Annotated in this window: 22 protein-coding genes; 9 read left to right on the top strand and 13 right to left on the bottom strand. The window is 28.3% G+C overall.

Annotated elements, in window-relative coordinates; all coding sequences use genetic code 11:
• Nucleotides 1–8: 8 nt before the first annotated feature.
• On the top strand, nt 9–320 hold the full coding sequence (locus E2558_RS01060) for a phage head closure protein (protein ID WP_126565147.1): 312 nt from the start codon (nt 9–11) through the stop codon (nt 318–320).
• Nucleotides 321–708: 388 nt separating this feature from the next.
• On the top strand, nt 709–930 hold the full coding sequence (locus E2558_RS01065; protein WP_126565148.1) for a hypothetical protein: 222 nt from the start codon (nt 709–711) through the stop codon (nt 928–930).
• A 404-nt stretch (nt 931–1,334) separates the two neighbouring features.
• Here E2558_RS01065 and E2558_RS01070 read toward each other — a convergent pair whose 3' ends face one another.
• The gene (locus E2558_RS01070) at nt 1,335–1,859 is read right to left on the bottom strand and encodes a phage integrase SAM-like domain-containing protein (RefSeq protein ID WP_126565149.1); all 525 of its coding nucleotides are present in this window, start codon (nt 1,857–1,859) and stop codon (nt 1,335–1,337) included.
• A 283-nt stretch (nt 1,860–2,142) separates the two neighbouring features.
• On the opposite strand from E2558_RS01070, the gene E2558_RS01075 reads away from it, so the two are divergent.
• The 3 genes from E2558_RS01075 to add all read left to right on the top strand — a co-directional run bounded on the left by E2558_RS01075 (nt 2,143) and on the right by add (nt 4,595).
• Nucleotides 2,143–2,655, top strand: a complete 513-nt coding sequence (locus E2558_RS01075; RefSeq protein ID WP_126565150.1) for a hypothetical protein — start codon at nt 2,143–2,145, stop codon at nt 2,653–2,655.
• Nucleotides 2,656–3,224: 569 nt separating this feature from the next.
• Nucleotides 3,225–3,536, top strand: a complete 312-nt coding sequence (locus E2558_RS01080; RefSeq protein ID WP_308669908.1) for a GNAT family N-acetyltransferase — start codon at nt 3,225–3,227, stop codon at nt 3,534–3,536.
• A gap of 69 nt (nt 3,537–3,605) precedes the next feature.
• On the top strand, nt 3,606–4,595 hold the full coding sequence (gene add / locus E2558_RS01085; RefSeq protein WP_126565151.1) for an adenosine deaminase: 990 nt from the start codon (nt 3,606–3,608) through the stop codon (nt 4,593–4,595).
• An 82-nt stretch (nt 4,596–4,677) separates the two neighbouring features.
• On the opposite strand, the gene E2558_RS12300 is transcribed toward add, so the two are convergent.
• From E2558_RS12300 to E2558_RS01105, 5 genes are all read right to left on the bottom strand, one after another.
• A complete protein-coding gene (locus tag E2558_RS12300) occupies nt 4,678–4,854 on the bottom strand; it encodes a hypothetical protein (RefSeq protein ID WP_168210207.1) in 177 nt (58 codons plus the stop codon).
• A 168-nt stretch (nt 4,855–5,022) separates the two neighbouring features.
• Nucleotides 5,023–5,871, bottom strand: a complete 849-nt coding sequence (locus E2558_RS01090) for a hypothetical protein (protein ID WP_126565152.1) — start codon at nt 5,869–5,871, stop codon at nt 5,023–5,025.
• Nucleotides 5,872–6,028: 157 nt separating this feature from the next.
• Nucleotides 6,029–6,256: a hypothetical protein gene (locus E2558_RS01095; RefSeq protein WP_126565153.1), complete on the bottom strand. Its 228-nt coding sequence runs from the start codon at nt 6,254–6,256 to the stop codon at nt 6,029–6,031.
• A 61-nt stretch (nt 6,257–6,317) separates the two neighbouring features.
• Nucleotides 6,318–6,605: a hypothetical protein gene (locus E2558_RS01100; protein ID WP_126565154.1), complete on the bottom strand. Its 288-nt coding sequence runs from the start codon at nt 6,603–6,605 to the stop codon at nt 6,318–6,320.
• A 91-nt stretch (nt 6,606–6,696) separates the two neighbouring features.
• Nucleotides 6,697–7,443, bottom strand: a complete 747-nt coding sequence (locus tag E2558_RS01105; protein ID WP_126565155.1) for a poly-gamma-glutamate hydrolase family protein — start codon at nt 7,441–7,443, stop codon at nt 6,697–6,699.
• Nucleotides 7,444–7,588: 145 nt separating this feature from the next.
• Between E2558_RS01105 and E2558_RS01110 the strand changes: the two genes are divergently transcribed.
• Nucleotides 7,589–8,197, top strand: coding sequence for a GNAT family N-acetyltransferase (locus E2558_RS01110; protein ID WP_126565156.1), 609 nt, complete (start codon nt 7,589–7,591; stop codon nt 8,195–8,197).
• Between the two features lie 72 nt (nt 8,198–8,269).
• Here the strand turns inward: E2558_RS01110 and E2558_RS01115 are convergent, their stop codons facing one another.
• Nucleotides 8,270–9,049: a hypothetical protein gene (locus E2558_RS01115; RefSeq protein ID WP_242490299.1), complete on the bottom strand. Its 780-nt coding sequence runs from the start codon at nt 9,047–9,049 to the stop codon at nt 8,270–8,272.
• A gap of 164 nt (nt 9,050–9,213) precedes the next feature.
• Here E2558_RS01115 and E2558_RS01120 point away from each other — a divergent pair, with 164 nt between their 5' ends.
• A complete protein-coding gene (locus E2558_RS01120; protein WP_126565158.1) occupies nt 9,214–9,450 on the top strand; it encodes a hypothetical protein in 237 nt (78 codons plus the stop codon).
• A gap of 102 nt (nt 9,451–9,552) precedes the next feature.
• Here E2558_RS01120 and lnsA read toward each other — a convergent pair whose 3' ends face one another.
• From lnsA to tsaA, 3 genes are all read right to left on the bottom strand, one after another.
• Complete coding sequence (lnsA, locus tag E2558_RS01125; protein WP_371869267.1) at nt 9,553–10,119, bottom strand: lipoprotein N-acylation protein LnsA; 567 nt, start codon at nt 10,117–10,119, stop codon at nt 9,553–9,555.
• A gap of 76 nt (nt 10,120–10,195) precedes the next feature.
• Nucleotides 10,196–10,384, bottom strand: coding sequence for a type II toxin-antitoxin system toxin TsaT (gene tsaT, locus E2558_RS01130; RefSeq protein WP_103299108.1), 189 nt, complete (start codon nt 10,382–10,384; stop codon nt 10,196–10,198).
• Between the two features lie 24 nt (nt 10,385–10,408).
• Nucleotides 10,409–10,666, bottom strand: coding sequence for a type II toxin-antitoxin system antitoxin TsaA (gene tsaA / locus E2558_RS12435; protein WP_126565160.1), 258 nt, complete (start codon nt 10,664–10,666; stop codon nt 10,409–10,411).
• A 569-nt stretch (nt 10,667–11,235) separates the two neighbouring features.
• Between tsaA and E2558_RS01140 the strand changes: the two genes are divergently transcribed.
• Nucleotides 11,236–11,439 carry a sterile alpha motif-like domain-containing protein gene (locus tag E2558_RS01140; protein ID WP_126565161.1) on the top strand — a complete coding sequence of 68 codons (204 nt, stop codon included), beginning with the start codon at nt 11,236–11,238 and terminating at the stop codon, nt 11,437–11,439.
• Here the strand turns inward: E2558_RS01140 and E2558_RS01145 are convergent.
• Nucleotides 11,431–11,673, bottom strand: coding sequence for an SH3 domain-containing protein (locus E2558_RS01145; RefSeq protein ID WP_126565162.1), 243 nt, complete (start codon nt 11,671–11,673; stop codon nt 11,431–11,433). The genes E2558_RS01140 and E2558_RS01145 overlap by 9 nt on opposite strands.
• Nucleotides 11,674–11,915: 242 nt before the next feature.
• Here E2558_RS01145 and E2558_RS01150 point away from each other — a divergent pair, with 242 nt between their 5' ends.
• A complete protein-coding gene (locus E2558_RS01150; RefSeq protein WP_126565163.1) occupies nt 11,916–12,512 on the top strand; it encodes a histidine phosphatase family protein in 597 nt (198 codons plus the stop codon).
• An 84-nt stretch (nt 12,513–12,596) separates the two neighbouring features.
• On the opposite strand, the gene E2558_RS01155 is transcribed toward E2558_RS01150, so the two are convergent.
• Nucleotides 12,597–13,217 carry a LysE/ArgO family amino acid transporter gene (locus tag E2558_RS01155; protein ID WP_126565164.1) on the bottom strand — a complete coding sequence of 207 codons (621 nt, stop codon included), beginning with the start codon at nt 13,215–13,217 and terminating at the stop codon, nt 12,597–12,599.
• Between the two features lie 144 nt (nt 13,218–13,361).
• Nucleotides 13,362–13,853, bottom strand: coding sequence for a GNAT family N-acetyltransferase (locus E2558_RS01160; protein WP_126565165.1), 492 nt, complete (start codon nt 13,851–13,853; stop codon nt 13,362–13,364).
• Between the last annotated feature and the right edge of the window lie 174 nt (nt 13,854–14,027).

A 14,027-nucleotide genomic window follows, 5' to 3' on the forward strand; every position in this document is an offset into this window, starting at 1 on the left:
GGTAAACAATGGCATATCATTTTAATAATAGAATTGAAATCTTAGAAGTGAAAAGTAATGATGGTCCTGAAGCGTTTGGATCAACTAAAGTTGTAATTGCTACACCTTGGGCAGATGTAAAAACTATGAAAGGGAATGAGTTTCAACAATGGAGGCTTACAGCAAACAAAGAAAATGTCCGTTTCATTATTCGATATAGAAAAGGAATCAATCCACGCCAATATGTTAGATATAATGGAAAAGATTATAATATAGTATCAGTTACTAATGATAATGGAATGAATCAAACATTAACGATCTTTGCAGAAGTTAGTGATTAAAGCCTTAATGTATAAAATAGGGCTTTTTTTGACGCTGAGAGAGGCTCTGTGTTGCAGTGAGAAATTATTTTATGTATAAGTGTATTAAAAAAACGCCACAAATAAATGTGACGTTTCAGACATTCCGATTGCAAGATTTTTTTGTACATAGCAAAAAAAAGAAAAAAATAAATTTTGATAATTTAAGTAGGATAAAACTATCAAGACCAAAAATATTTATAAACAATCAACACAGGGCAATAACTACAAAACGGTTGCTGTGTATCAATTAAAATATTTTTGATACATCTATATTATAACATATTCTTATAGGTAATAGTATAAACGATAACTTTTATTTATAGTTAAAACAGTGTATAATTACATATGTATATAAGGAGGTTTTATGATGAATTGTTTCATTAGATTAAAAAATAATGATTATGTAGAAATCAAAGAGTTAAAAGAAATTAAATTTTCATATCCACATTCTCAAAGAGTAACTAACATTAAAGTAGATAACATTCAAGAATTGAAAATTTCTTTTGAAGCAAACTATGTATTTATTGGTAAATCAACTGTGGTAATTAAAGGTGATGAAATTCAGTATGTACAACTTTTTGAATCGTAATGTAAATATTCTTAAATAATTTGCCCCAAAAAGATGATGTTTATTAAATTTTTAAATTTCAACTGAATGTTGTATAACCATTTAAAAGTTGATATATTAACGTTTGTTAGGTTTTTATAACGTATTGATGAAGCGGTGTATTTACTCCCGCCGCCTCCATATTGGCACTTAAAACAGTTAATATCTGTTTTGAGTGTTTTTTTAATTCATTTGAAAACCATTGATATAATAGGCTTTGTAAGAGTTTATGAATTTATAGCTTAATATCCATTAATATCTATTAAAAAAATTTTAGTCACATTGTGACTAAAAAATTCTAAAATTGATTGAATTTAGTCACAAAAATTTAGTCACAAATATAGTGTTATGACAATGTATTTAATTCATTAATTTGTTTAAATAAGTTAATACATCTTTCTAATGGGAGTAAATCTAGAACCTGTAATAATAAGTATATAAACACATAAATACGATAAAGAGGGCTTATCTTTTACATATTTAATTAAATTTTTTAATTCAGTTTCATTCATATACTTTTCATCATTTCTTTGAGCTTCTTTGTATCCGAGAGGTTTAGCGTTTATGGTAGGATCGTGTTTAATAAGTCCTTGTTCAATAGCAGTTTGAAAACCTTGTCTAAGACAACTATGTAATTTACTGACTGTACTATTTGTTCTAGGGGGATTTATTTTGTTTTTACCGAATAAACCCTTTCCATAATTTTTAAGAAATTGTCTATAACTAATCAAATCTATATCTTTAATATCTATATTTCCAAAACATTCTTCAAAAATTTTAATAGACAATAAATATCTTTTATATGTAGCTTCACTTACAACATTTTCTTTAGTTACTTTTAACCACTTACGATAATAATTAACAAGTGAGATATGTTTATCTAAACTATATCCATCAACTAATTCTATCATTTTTAAATTCATCGCAATTTTTGCATCTTTTTTTAGTTGATATGACTGATTGATAAATCAAATATAAATCTGAAAGAAAGTAAATTATAAAAAAAGAAAGGAATAATGGCTAAATTAAATCAATTAGAAATGTTAAAGCTAAAAAATCAATGGAAATCTAAAATATATCAAATAAGTGATAAAAAAGTGCAAAAATTGATAAAAATTTTTATCAACTAACACTCTTTGATTTGATATAATATAAAAAAAATATATAATAGTCTTGAAGATTAGAGGTGCAACTATGAAAATACTAAAACATCGTAAGACGTTAATGTTACTATCCTGTTTGATACTCATTATATTTGTTACAGCGTGTGGCAAAGAAGATAAAGCGAGTAATGAATTAGTTGGAAATACTTATAAAGCTATTCAAGATGGAAAAGTAGAAGCTAATTTCACTTTTGAGAAAGATGGCACTTTAAAAATGGTGTTAGCTCAAGGTCAAGTTAATGCTGGTAAGGAAGCTCGTGCTGAATATAAAGTTTTAAAAGAAGATAAAAAATTATATTTAATAACTCATCAACTACCTAAACATTTCTTTAATAAAAAAGGTGGTTTTTATTCAACTGCATTTGAGAGAAATGAAGATACATATTTTGTACATTTAATCAAGTTTGAAAATGATAAAATAATATTGCAACAGTTAAGTAGTAAAGAAGATAACTTGCATAAAATAGAAAGTGAAGAAGAAATTAAAAATTTAAAAGAAGATAATAATATAAATTATGAATTAGAAAAAATTAGCGATAATTAATATCTTGACAACAAAAAAGAGTTGAGGTATAAAATTACATTAATTAAATATCATTTATTTGTCTGTTAAAGATTTAATAGACAAATAAAAAAGGGGAATAAAGAGGATAAATTGGCGTTTATCCTGTTTACATCATCTAACCACTAGGATAGTAGTGACTAGACTTATCCCCATAACAGTGTATTTGGCTTTTACTATATTGGCGTATAATAAAAACCAACAACACCTACTTAAATATATTATATTGTGCATAGCGTTGCAATTAGATTTTATAAAATTTTTAATATATTTTAAGTGAAGTTATGGTAAATATTCATTCATTATAAATACTAAGATATTTATAATTTGATAGAGGATACATTCTAGGATTTAGCAATCAATTTAGTGGTTGTTAAATCCTTTTTTGTTCCTTATATTAAATTTAGATATTTTAGGAGGTAAGTATGCAGTTAAGTAAAATTCAATTAGAAGAAAATGATTATGACATAGCATTAGATGTATGGGAAAGATCTGTGTTAGAAACGCATGATTTTTTAAAAGAAACTGACAGATTAGAATAAAAAAAAGAAATACCTACTTATTTTAAATATGTAGAGGCATATTTATGGTACGACGGTAGTAAAGTCATCGGTTTTTCTGGAACTAATAATCAAAACTTAGAGATGTTATTTATAGATCCTAAATATTTTAATAAAGGATACGGGACAAAAATAGTACAATATTTAATTAAAGAAAATAAAGTCCAGTTTGTTGATGTGAATAAAGATAACAAAAATGCTATTAAATTCTATATGAAAAATGGCTTTATTAAATATGATGAATCCCAAAAAGATGGACAAGGAAGAGATTATCCGATTTTGCATATGAAATTGGCTAAATAAAAAATTGAAAATTAAACCAGGTATTGTATAATGCTAACAATATATTTTTTATTAGTAGGTGAATTGGTAATGGTAAATATAGAAGAACTCATTGCAATACCCAAAATAGAATTACATTGTCATCTAGATGGTTCTGTTAGTTATGAATATTTGAAAAAACAAGCAGAATTACAACATTTGGATTTAGATTTTAATAAAGTTTCAGCTAGCGAAGAATGTGAAGATTTGGCAGAATATTTAACGTGTTTTGATGAGATTTTAAAAGCGATGCAAACGGAAGAGAGCCTAACTGAAAGTGTTATAGATGTGGTTAATCAAGCTCAAAGAGATGGAATTAAATATATAGAATTGAGATTTGCTCCAAAATTTCACACTCAAAAAGATATGAGTATTAGAGATGCGTTAGAAGCTGTATGTAAAGGTGCAGAATTTGCAGAATCAGAATATAGCATTATGGTAAGAATACTAGTTTGCGGTATGAAACATCATTCAAATGAAGAGAACATAAATATTTTTAAACAGATTCATGATACTGATTTACTAAAAAAATATATAGTTGGTGTTGATTTAGCAGGTGGCGAAGATGACAATTCAATGTCACAACATGCTGAAGCTATTCAATATGCTAAGGATAAGGAGCTTAATATCACGTTGCATGCAGGTGAATGTGGTTGTATTAAGAATATTTATGATGCTGTGAAAATGGGTGCAAAAAGAATAGGACATGGGGTAGCGCTATTTAATGATAAAGAACAATTAAATCATTTTCAAAATTCAAATGTATTATTAGAGATATGTCCTAGAAGTAATGTTCAAACTAAAGCCATTAACCATATTAAAGAGATAGATTTAGGGAGTCTCAAACGTCTAAACATACCATATTTAATCAATACAGATAATCGAATTGTCACACAAACTAACTTGATTAAAGAATATCTTACTTTACTTGAAAACGGCATGATTACTACCGAAGAAATTAAAAGAATTAATAGAGAAGCTATAGAGTATGCATTTATTGACTCTTTCGATAAAAAGGAGATACTTAAAAACTGGCAATGATTCTTATATGGAATAATTTAAAAATACCTACTACTTTTTAATAAGTTTATTAAAAAGTAATGGGTATCCTAGTTTTTATAATTTAATGTTTATTAATTTTTTTGCCATCTGTACGAACTGAGTCACCAGTACCTTTATGTGCTTTTGGATTATCTTTTTTATGTGTGCTTTCTTTCACGTCTTTAGCTGTTTTATCATGACTGCTGCAAGCGCCTAATATTAAACAACTTGAAAGTAGTAAAAACGCTACTTTTTTCATATTATCACCCTTTGTATTTAATAATTTAAAAGTTTAAAATTTTGTAAAATTTAAATAATTATAATTTTAGTATGGCATATATTTATTATTATTCAATAGAAATTATCAAAATTAGAGAAATTGCCATAAATCAATAAAAAACAGATAGGCGAGGCCTATCTGCTTTTTTTATTGATTACTCACATTTCCATTTGGATTGTCTGTTTCTGCTACATTATTATCTTGGCTTTGTTCAGCATCTTCTGATTGTTCATCATTAGCTGAATACGTTTCTACATTATCAGTTTGACCATCAGTGTTGTTGTAATTATCTTGAGTGCCATTGTTGTAATCATAATCCGTTGCATTGTTATCGTTAGCAACACCATTAGTTTGATTATCAGTTTGATCATTGTTGTTATTATTGTTTACATTGTTCTGTCTAGTTGTTGAACGGTTACTTTGATTGTTATATTGATTGTTTACATTATAATTGCCTTGTTCCTGGTTGTTAGATTGAGTTTGATTATTAGCGGGTTGTTCGACAGGTTGTCGTGGCTGCTCAGTACCTTGCTCTTGTTGAGCATTATCTTGTTGTTGTTCATTGTTTGCTTCTTCAGCATTGTTTTGCTCTTCTTCAGGGCTCTGGTTGTCAGTATCATTTTGTTCTTCTTCAGTGCTTTGGTCGTCAGCATTATCATCATTGTTGTCTTCATCTTTTTTGTTGTCTTTATCTTTAGAAGATTTATCCTCTTTATCTTCTTTGTCTTTTTTCTTATCTTTATTTTTGTCTTTAGAAGCTTTGTCATCATCATCTTTATGTTCTTTAGTTTGAGTTGATTCTGTAGCTGATGGATTATTGCCTTCAATTACTTTATGAAGACCTAATGCAAGCATACTTAGTAAAATAATAGTAATTGCCATTGCAAAGTATTTTAAATAACTCTTATTTTTAAATACTGCGATAATGGCAAATAATATTATGATAAAAGCTATAACTAATAAAGCCATACCTATGTAAAATAATGCTTTATCCATACTGTACCTCCATTTGAATTTTTAAGTCATTAATTATATTGTACTATACTTATCAAGTAATAAATATTACCTAAAAATTAACATCTAATTATTTTTTAAAAGATTATGTAAATCAATCGTTAATAAATTTAACATTATTTAGTCTCTTTAAGGACGATTAAGCTTTATCAAAAATATTCAGTTCTTTGTCATCAACGCTAGCAGATACAAATAGCGTCTCATCATATAACTTAGTATTATCTTTATTTGATGTGATATTAATTTCAGCTAAAATTCGAAAAGTGCCATTTGATAATGGCTCAACGATTGATATTTCTTCATTATTTTCTTGAATCATTAACGGTCTTTGTGAATGATTATTAATTTTCCAATTAGAATTAGACATGTCATCACCTTTTCAATCAAAATAAAACTACGTTAGTAAGTGCTCTAACGTAGCATTAAGTTTAACTAAAGCTTCTTTCAATTTCAGTAAAAGCCTTATTAGTTACTTTAATATTATCAATTCTATCTGCTGATATGTCGCCTTCTAAATAACCGTGATCGATGAGTACTTTACAGTTTTCTAAGAAATCACTGTATTCTCTATCGCAAAAATAATCATCTTGGGCAGTGATACTATCTTTAAAATCATTTGCTTCTGCTTCACTTTGCCCGCTGTTAGAACGCTCCATATACAATTTATAAAATTTAGCGACAGTATATTTTTGTTCTTTAGTAAAATCGTCTAACATTGCAATTCCTCCCTCAATAATAATTATTTATACCCAATTTCCGTATAGTAGGAAACCTATAAATAATTAATTTTTAAAGGCATTATCTTTATTATTGTGCATTTTTAATACCTTCGTTAACAGCTTTTGCAAACTTATAAAATGTCTTTGTATAATTATCTGAATTACTTCTAGTTTTTTGGTTCAAATTTTTATTTTTGAAAAATAGAGCTCTCTGCCCAGTGGTTAATTCGAGTTGAACACCAGACTCTTCATCATCTCTGTTAATGATATTGTCTGAAGACATCGCTTCGATTCCTTTAGGACTCTTTTGAACTGTAAAACCTTTATCTTCAAGAGAACGTTTTATAGATTTGGCTAATTTTTTATCTTGTCCACCTACATAAACGACCGGATCTTCTCCAGAATAGCCATGAATTGAGATCGTTTCATCAGTATGTTTCAACATCTTTTCAAGCGTAGGTTCATTAAAAACGGTTGAAGTAATATGCAATTTTTCATTGTGTTCTGGAAGGCGTCCTTCAAAAGAATAGAAATCGTATTTACCTATATTAGCAATACGTCTAGCTAATTCAGTAGTTCCAGGTTCAATACCACCGCCATGAATAGCAGTAACTAATATATGATTATCTTTACGATTTTTAGTTAGAATACGCCAATCCTTGCCTTCAGTCGTATTTTTATCCAAATCTTCAAAACTTGAATAATAATCTGATGAAGAGGAGGATTGTTCTTTATGTGTTTTGTAAAAGATGAAAGAAATAATGATTGTTGCAAAAATTATAACAACGAGGAATAAATAATATAGTTTGGAGTACCGGTTACCTCTTTTATTCATGATAGGGCTCCTTATTAAAATTTTTAGAGTAGAGAAAATCATTTCGTTAATTTAAATAATTGTTTATTATATATTAAATATTTTTATATCACAAATATTGTTTATTTTAAAAAAGAAAGTAAATAGTATGTTAGGAGGTAATATGATGAGTGATATACATATTGAAAAAGGACGTCCTCAACATCAAGAAGGGGGACAACTGACTTATGCAGCTATAGATAACATGGCTGAGGTCATCCTTGGAAAGAATAATGAAAAAGAAATTGAAGCAGATTTACAAAAATTATGGAAAAATCGTGCCAATCGATTTAGTCATGATATTTCATATGTGGCGGTTCAAGATGAGAAAGTTCTAGGCGCCATTACATGTGCACCGCTTGAGCAAATAGAAAAAGCGATGACGCCAACCGTGCTTCAAATTATTTCAATGAATAAATTAAAGCCATTTCTTTCAATTGCTAAACACCCTAAACGTTTCTATGCACTTGTCTCAATGGAAGAGGGTCAAGAAGATGAATACCATATTAGTATGTTAGCTACTATGCCAGATGCCAGAGGTAAAGGCGTAGGGGGAAAATTATTAGATTATGCAGAACAACAAGCGCTTGAAAATGGATTTAATAACATATCACTGACTGTAGTGAAAGATAATGATAAAGCGGTAAGATTGTATAAAAAGCAAGGATTTAAGATAGTAGGGAATATCGATCATCCTCCATTCCATTTATATCAAATGAGAAAAGAATTGAAGTAGAATAACTTAATTATTAGAAATGAAAAAAGTATCTGAAATAATAATTGTATTTCAGATACTTTTTACTAAATATTATTTATATTTATCATATTTACCATTTGCAATGTCTTCTTCACGTTGTTGAATAGTTTGATAAACTTCATCGGCATCGTCGCCATCATAATATCCTTGTTCAATAGCATATTTGGTTTGAAGTTCTCCTGACGATAATCCACCATGATATTTTTTACGAAGGGCATCAACATATTCATCTTCAGTAGTGGCTGCGTTAATTTCTGCGTTAACATCCTGAGTATTATCAGAATCTTGGTTATTTGAAGTTCTGTCATATATTGATTTCTCTTGACCACTTTCAACTCTCAAAGAACTAGCGTAAGCAGCACTTGCAGGTCCTTCCATTACATTACCTTGAGGAATAACACCATTAGCTACTGCGCTATTATAAGCTATGATTTTTTGCTGTTCTGTATATTCATTGCTATTAATAATATTAGCTAAAGTTGCGCGATCCGTAATGTTATTAACATTTACTTGCTCGTTATTACCAGTAGCTTTATCCTTTGTATCAGCACTTTCACTAGTCTCTATTTCTTGGTTATTAGCATTATCTTTTTCGTTATCAGAAGACACTTCTTCAGTATTATTTTCATTTGAATTATCTTCGTCATTAGATTGCTCGTCTTTAGAAGTAGTTTTATCTTCTTTAGTTGTCTTATCTTTTTTAGAAGATTCAGTAGATTTATTATCAGCTTTATCTTCATTTTTACTGTTATCATTAGATGAATTGCTGCATCCAGCTAAAATTAAAAAACTTAATAAAAATATACCTAAAACTTTTTTCAAAATACACACCTCTTATATAAAATATATTTTTATTTTACTATAAAATTAATGAATTAGTATTAAAAAAATATTGTATATACAAAGATTTTAGTAGTTTACTTAATTTATACATTCAATTCACTGTTTATTTACATGAGTGTGATAAATATTAAGTGAATAGGATGTGATATAAAATGAATAAAAACTTACTAAAAAGATACTTTGAAAATAAGGATTTCAAAGCTATTGCAGTTGTTGTTGGTTCAAAGAAAATGGTATTAGAAAATGATATTCATTTAGACTATGAAAATGAAGTAATTATTTATCCGCTTAAAAATTGTACACGTATTATTCCGTTTAGTTCTATTTCTTACATTGATTTATTAGAAGAAAATGAGCATTTCATTAATTACTTTAGAGAAACAGTCTAACTATCACAAACAGATTTACTAGCATTTTACGAAGAGAACGATAAATTAAAAAGGCGGGAAGAAATCATTTATGAGTTCTTCTCGCCTTTCTTTGTTATAAGATTAATATGTTTTAACTAATTTGAGTCGGTAATCATCCGTAAAATTATCCACAAGAGCATAAGGTGAAATGATAAATAGGCCTTGATCATTGACTGCATTTTTATTTACACCATATTTATAGGCTTGATAGATAATTTTTGTACAATAGGTAAATCGCTCGCTTTTAGGATTAATCGTTACTAAGTATGTCTTATCACTATCTTTATAATGCTGTGTTGCCCAGTTTGCAGCTTTTTGACCGGCTCCGGTTTTAGAACATCGATAAACTTTAATCCAGTCATCTTGACCTTCTCCAAAACGTTCTTTAAATGAATCAAACGATTCTGTAATAGGTTTCTGCCCAGGGCCCTCAATTTGTAACACAGTGTCATGATCCAACGCAATGCTAGAATGACCAAAAAACCCAAATAATACTGGACCTTTAGTTAAAATAATATCTCCAGGTTGTAATTCGAAATCATCGTCTTTAGCATAAGTGTTAAATGATAGACATACCCATCCTAATAGTAGGATAGAAAAAATTTTAACAATAAGTTGTTGATTGAATGTCACTTCAATTCTCCTCAATGATATACGCTAAGTTACCAGTCATCTAAATTAAGGAAAAATAAAATATAGATTTAGATTTCTTAATTAACTTTAATTATAAAATACCAAAAATCAATACATATATAAGTAAAGCAAAACCGAAAATATAAAATACTACTGTGAATCCTAGATATGATTCTTTGCGTTCTTCTTTTTTAGATTTAAGCAGTAAGCCTAATATAATTGAGGCTGCTATCACGAAGAAAATACCTAGCCATAGTAAAATGGTTAAATGTGTACTCATATTTTAAGCCTCCTAAATTGCAGTTTAAAAGAAATTATATATTAATGGATATAAGTAATATAACAGTAAAACGATATTAATTAGAAAAATAATTTCGCTTACAAGGTTTTTGTAAATAGTTGCACTACTCAAACTGATAATAATAATGATACTGCTAACAATTAAACCAGGAATAAGCCAAAAAAAATCATCTAATTTAGGATAGTAGGTGACTATAATATTAAACCCTAAAAACACAATTGTCATGACAATATTTAACCAAAATAGTTTGTTTGAATTCATGGGTGTCACCTCTTACATTTTATAAAATCATTATTTTAATCATATCATTAAATGAAGGTAGGGCAAACTTACTATCTAACTAAAATAAATTGTATTTTTATAATGACTTAATTTTGACAAAATTTCTCATAAATTAAGTCATAAAAAAACCGTCAACTAAGACATTTAAGCTTGGTCAACAGTGATATATTTTAATCTAAACGATAAATTTATATAAATGAATTATGTTAAAATCCAATGTCAATCAGAAAGGGAATTTAATGTAAAAATAAATAGATAAATCACTTTTAATGTTCACAATTTAGACACATTTATAAAAAAATAAAGTAGCCCCATAAAATAATATAGTGATTATTTAAAAGTTACGTGGTTTAATATTTTTAAATGGACAATTAATTTTTATACAATATATTAAACATGATAATCAATTACGCATTATCAATAATTGCAATCTATTTATAGTTAGAATATGAGTTGAATTATTAATTCGAATTTTCTAACATGAATACATAATATATAGTAAAAAACCTTTAAACATTATAAAATTGATTAAACTGAGGAGGGTAATTATGACATTTTATGATTTTATTATCGGTTTTATTAATGATGATACGCCTCTTGGAAGTTTAGCAAATTATATCGTGAATGATCACGATTTTCCCAAACACGAACATAATAATAAAGCAATTAGAACTTACGTTATGTCAAATTATGTCGACCATCAGCTTATTGAAAGTGCTAATCGTGCCATTAGTCTGTACAAATTAATTTAAGTGTGCGCTATACCAATTTTGCGTATTTAATGCCTTCCACACATCTTTTGTTTTAAAATTAATCTCATTATCTTTTATTGAAAATGGTTGAATAATGTCCTTATCCATCCATGAATTGATAAGTTCACATGGAACTCCATCTAGTAACATATCTGATTTACTTATAATAAAACATTCCCACTCTAATGAGAGCTTATTAGGATTAACATAACTATATTCATTATGATTGCTCATAATTAACACTCCTTTAGTATTTGTAAATCCTGTATTAATCTATACCCGTCATAATAGGGCTTAAACTACATAATTATTTTTTTACCTTATATCATTTTTGAAAATTAAGAAATTAATGTATAATATTATTTAATTATAAAGTTTTAAGATATAGCCAAATTTAACATTAGTGGATTAAACACATTACGCTAATTTAGTAGTAATGTTTTTATTTTCAAAAATAAAAAATTGAGGTGTAGTAAATGTCTAAAACACTTTATTTAATGAGACATGGTCAAACAGTTTTTAATTTAAGAGGAAAAGTTCAAGGAGCAAGTGACTCTCCATTAACAGAATTAGGGATTTCACAAGCTCAAATAGCTGGACAATATTTTAAAAATAAAAATATTAAGTTTGACAGTTTGTATTCATCAAGTTCTGAGCGCGCATGTGATACCTTAGAAAATGTAGCGCCTAACACGCCTTATCAACGCTCTAAAGGTTTAAAAGAATGGAGTTTTGGTTTATTTGAAGGGGAAAGTGTAGATTTGTTAACGGCGGCTTGGGATAACAGCGATTTATTTGGTAATCGTTTAGTCGCATTCGAAGGAGATTCTAGAGAAGAAGTAGAAAAACGTTTGAATCGTACGTTAACAGAGATGATGGAACAGTCAGAGGGTTCAACTGTTTTAGCAGTGAGCCATGGCACTGGCATTCAAGCCTTTTTAAGAACATGGATTGGAGATGCTGCAGCATCAGAAGTAGCTATTGGGAATTGCCATATTTTAAAATTTGAATATGACAATCAACAATTTAAATACATTGAAAAAATAGATCCAATTGAAGAAGTAAAACATTAGAGTTAAATAGCATGAGCGTGAAAGTGAAGATGTATTTAAAACTATACATACTCACTTTCACGCTCATTTTTTTAATTTTGCAATCTAAAAAAGTATATGCCAAATTTTCGTAATAATAATGAATGCAACGATTAAAATAATTATACTCGATAATTTATTTAACAGGAGAACAAGCTTGCCAGATTTGTCAATTTGACCCACTGTACGTCCAAGTACTGCTAAAAAGATAAACCATATCCACGAAACGGAAATCGTTGCTAATGTAAATGCTATCTTTTCAGAACCAAAATAAGTAGAAGCACTGGTGCCAATGACTCCAATCGTATCCATAATCGCATGGGGATTTAATAAGGACACAGATAATGCAAAGCTAATTTGTTTACGCGGTGAAAAGGTTTGATTCGATACCTCTACTGTTTGAGGGGAAGCATTCCACAAGGTCCAGGCCATATAAAATAAGAATATGAGGCCGATGATATAAATAATTAATTGCAATACCGGAATTGTAAGCAAAATAATAGAAATTCCTATAACCGCTAAAAGAATTAAAATTGTATCACATAAACCTGCAGTAATAATTACAGGAATGACTCGTTTAAACCTAGTGTGATTTGCACCTTGATTGAAAATGAAAATATTTTGTGCACCTAATGGTAAAATTAAGCCTAATGCTAATAATAAACCGTGAATAATTGCCTGAATCAAAAAAACACCCCATCCATATTAATGCCGAATAATTAAAATTTTCCAAAAATTTAAAACGTACCACTTATTATAATATATTAATAGCATTTAGCTAGAGTGGTTTTTTGAGGCTACTAATGCTTACTTATAGGCATTTTTAAAAGTTTAAGTTATGTCATAAAGTAGCCAATGAACATCGAAATATTCATCGCCGACTTTAGCTGAATTTTCTTCTAAACCAAGCATTTCAAAACCGAAAGAGGTAAAGAATATTTTGCCACTAATATTATTAGATGTGACACAGGTCATTAATTTTTCAATTCCTTGTTTTTTCGCATAATTAATGACTTCACATACTAAATCTTGAGCGATGATTTCGTCTTTCTTAACTTTCAAGAAGAGGTTTTCAACAATAGCTTTATGTTGTCTTCCAATTTGCCTAAGTTGTCGCAACGTTACACAAGCTGCTAGTTCGTTATTTTTAAATATGCCAAAAATATTCCAATATTCATCATTTGAAGAGAGGATATTAAGTAGATAATCGTCTGAAACATGTTGGTGATAAAGCTGATCCCAAGAAAATGTATAGGCATTATTTGCTAATAGTGCTTTATAAATTTCTAAATCTTCAGTATTAAGTATCCGAATATTAGCCATTATATCCTCCTCATAAATCATATAAAAACTTTTAATAATATAATTTGATAATAAAGTAATATTTGAAAACACGCAATCTAATTTTTAGTAACAAGTTTTTATATTTGAAAATAGTAAAAAAATAATAAATAAATATTTTGAGGATATAATGCGTTTTAACGAGACCAAATAAAC

Source organism: Staphylococcus pragensis (genome assembly GCF_004785665.1).
GTDB classification, from domain to species: domain Bacteria; phylum Bacillota; class Bacilli; order Staphylococcales; family Staphylococcaceae; genus Staphylococcus; species Staphylococcus pragensis.

What these genes read in the sequence shown, in the direction of transcription:
- E2558_RS01060 (WP_126565147.1), top strand. Translation starts at nt 9, where the DNA reads ATGGCATATCATTTTAATAATAGAATTGAAATCTTAGAAGTGAAAAGT.
- E2558_RS01065 (WP_126565148.1), top strand. Translation starts at nt 709, where the DNA reads ATGAATTGTTTCATTAGATTAAAAAATAATGATTATGTAGAAATCAAA.
- E2558_RS01070 (WP_126565149.1), bottom strand. Translation starts at nt 1,859, where the DNA reads ATGATAGAATTAGTTGATGGATATAGTTTAGATAAACATATCTCACTT.
- E2558_RS01075 (WP_126565150.1), top strand. Translation starts at nt 2,143, where the DNA reads ATGAAAATACTAAAACATCGTAAGACGTTAATGTTACTATCCTGTTTG.
- add (WP_126565151.1), top strand. Translation starts at nt 3,606, where the DNA reads ATGGTAAATATAGAAGAACTCATTGCAATACCCAAAATAGAATTACAT.
- E2558_RS12300 (WP_168210207.1), bottom strand. Translation starts at nt 4,854, where the DNA reads ATGAAAAAAGTAGCGTTTTTACTACTTTCAAGTTGTTTAATATTAGGC.
- E2558_RS01090 (WP_126565152.1), bottom strand. Translation starts at nt 5,871, where the DNA reads ATGGATAAAGCATTATTTTACATAGGTATGGCTTTATTAGTTATAGCT.
- E2558_RS01095 (WP_126565153.1), bottom strand. Translation starts at nt 6,256, where the DNA reads ATGTCTAATTCTAATTGGAAAATTAATAATCATTCACAAAGACCGTTA.
- E2558_RS01100 (WP_126565154.1), bottom strand. Translation starts at nt 6,605, where the DNA reads ATGTTAGACGATTTTACTAAAGAACAAAAATATACTGTCGCTAAATTT.
- E2558_RS01105 (WP_126565155.1), bottom strand. Translation starts at nt 7,443, where the DNA reads ATGAATAAAAGAGGTAACCGGTACTCCAAACTATATTATTTATTCCTC.
- E2558_RS01110 (WP_126565156.1), top strand. Translation starts at nt 7,589, where the DNA reads ATGAGTGATATACATATTGAAAAAGGACGTCCTCAACATCAAGAAGGG.
- E2558_RS01120 (WP_126565158.1), top strand. Translation starts at nt 9,214, where the DNA reads ATGAATAAAAACTTACTAAAAAGATACTTTGAAAATAAGGATTTCAAA.
- tsaT (WP_103299108.1), bottom strand. Translation starts at nt 10,384, where the DNA reads ATGAGTACACATTTAACCATTTTACTATGGCTAGGTATTTTCTTCGTG.
- tsaA (WP_126565160.1), bottom strand. Translation starts at nt 10,666, where the DNA reads ATGAATTCAAACAAACTATTTTGGTTAAATATTGTCATGACAATTGTG.
- E2558_RS01140 (WP_126565161.1), top strand. Translation starts at nt 11,236, where the DNA reads ATGACATTTTATGATTTTATTATCGGTTTTATTAATGATGATACGCCT.
- E2558_RS01145 (WP_126565162.1), bottom strand. Translation starts at nt 11,673, where the DNA reads ATGAGCAATCATAATGAATATAGTTATGTTAATCCTAATAAGCTCTCA.
- E2558_RS01150 (WP_126565163.1), top strand. Translation starts at nt 11,916, where the DNA reads ATGTCTAAAACACTTTATTTAATGAGACATGGTCAAACAGTTTTTAAT.
- E2558_RS01160 (WP_126565165.1), bottom strand. Translation starts at nt 13,853, where the DNA reads ATGGCTAATATTCGGATACTTAATACTGAAGATTTAGAAATTTATAAA.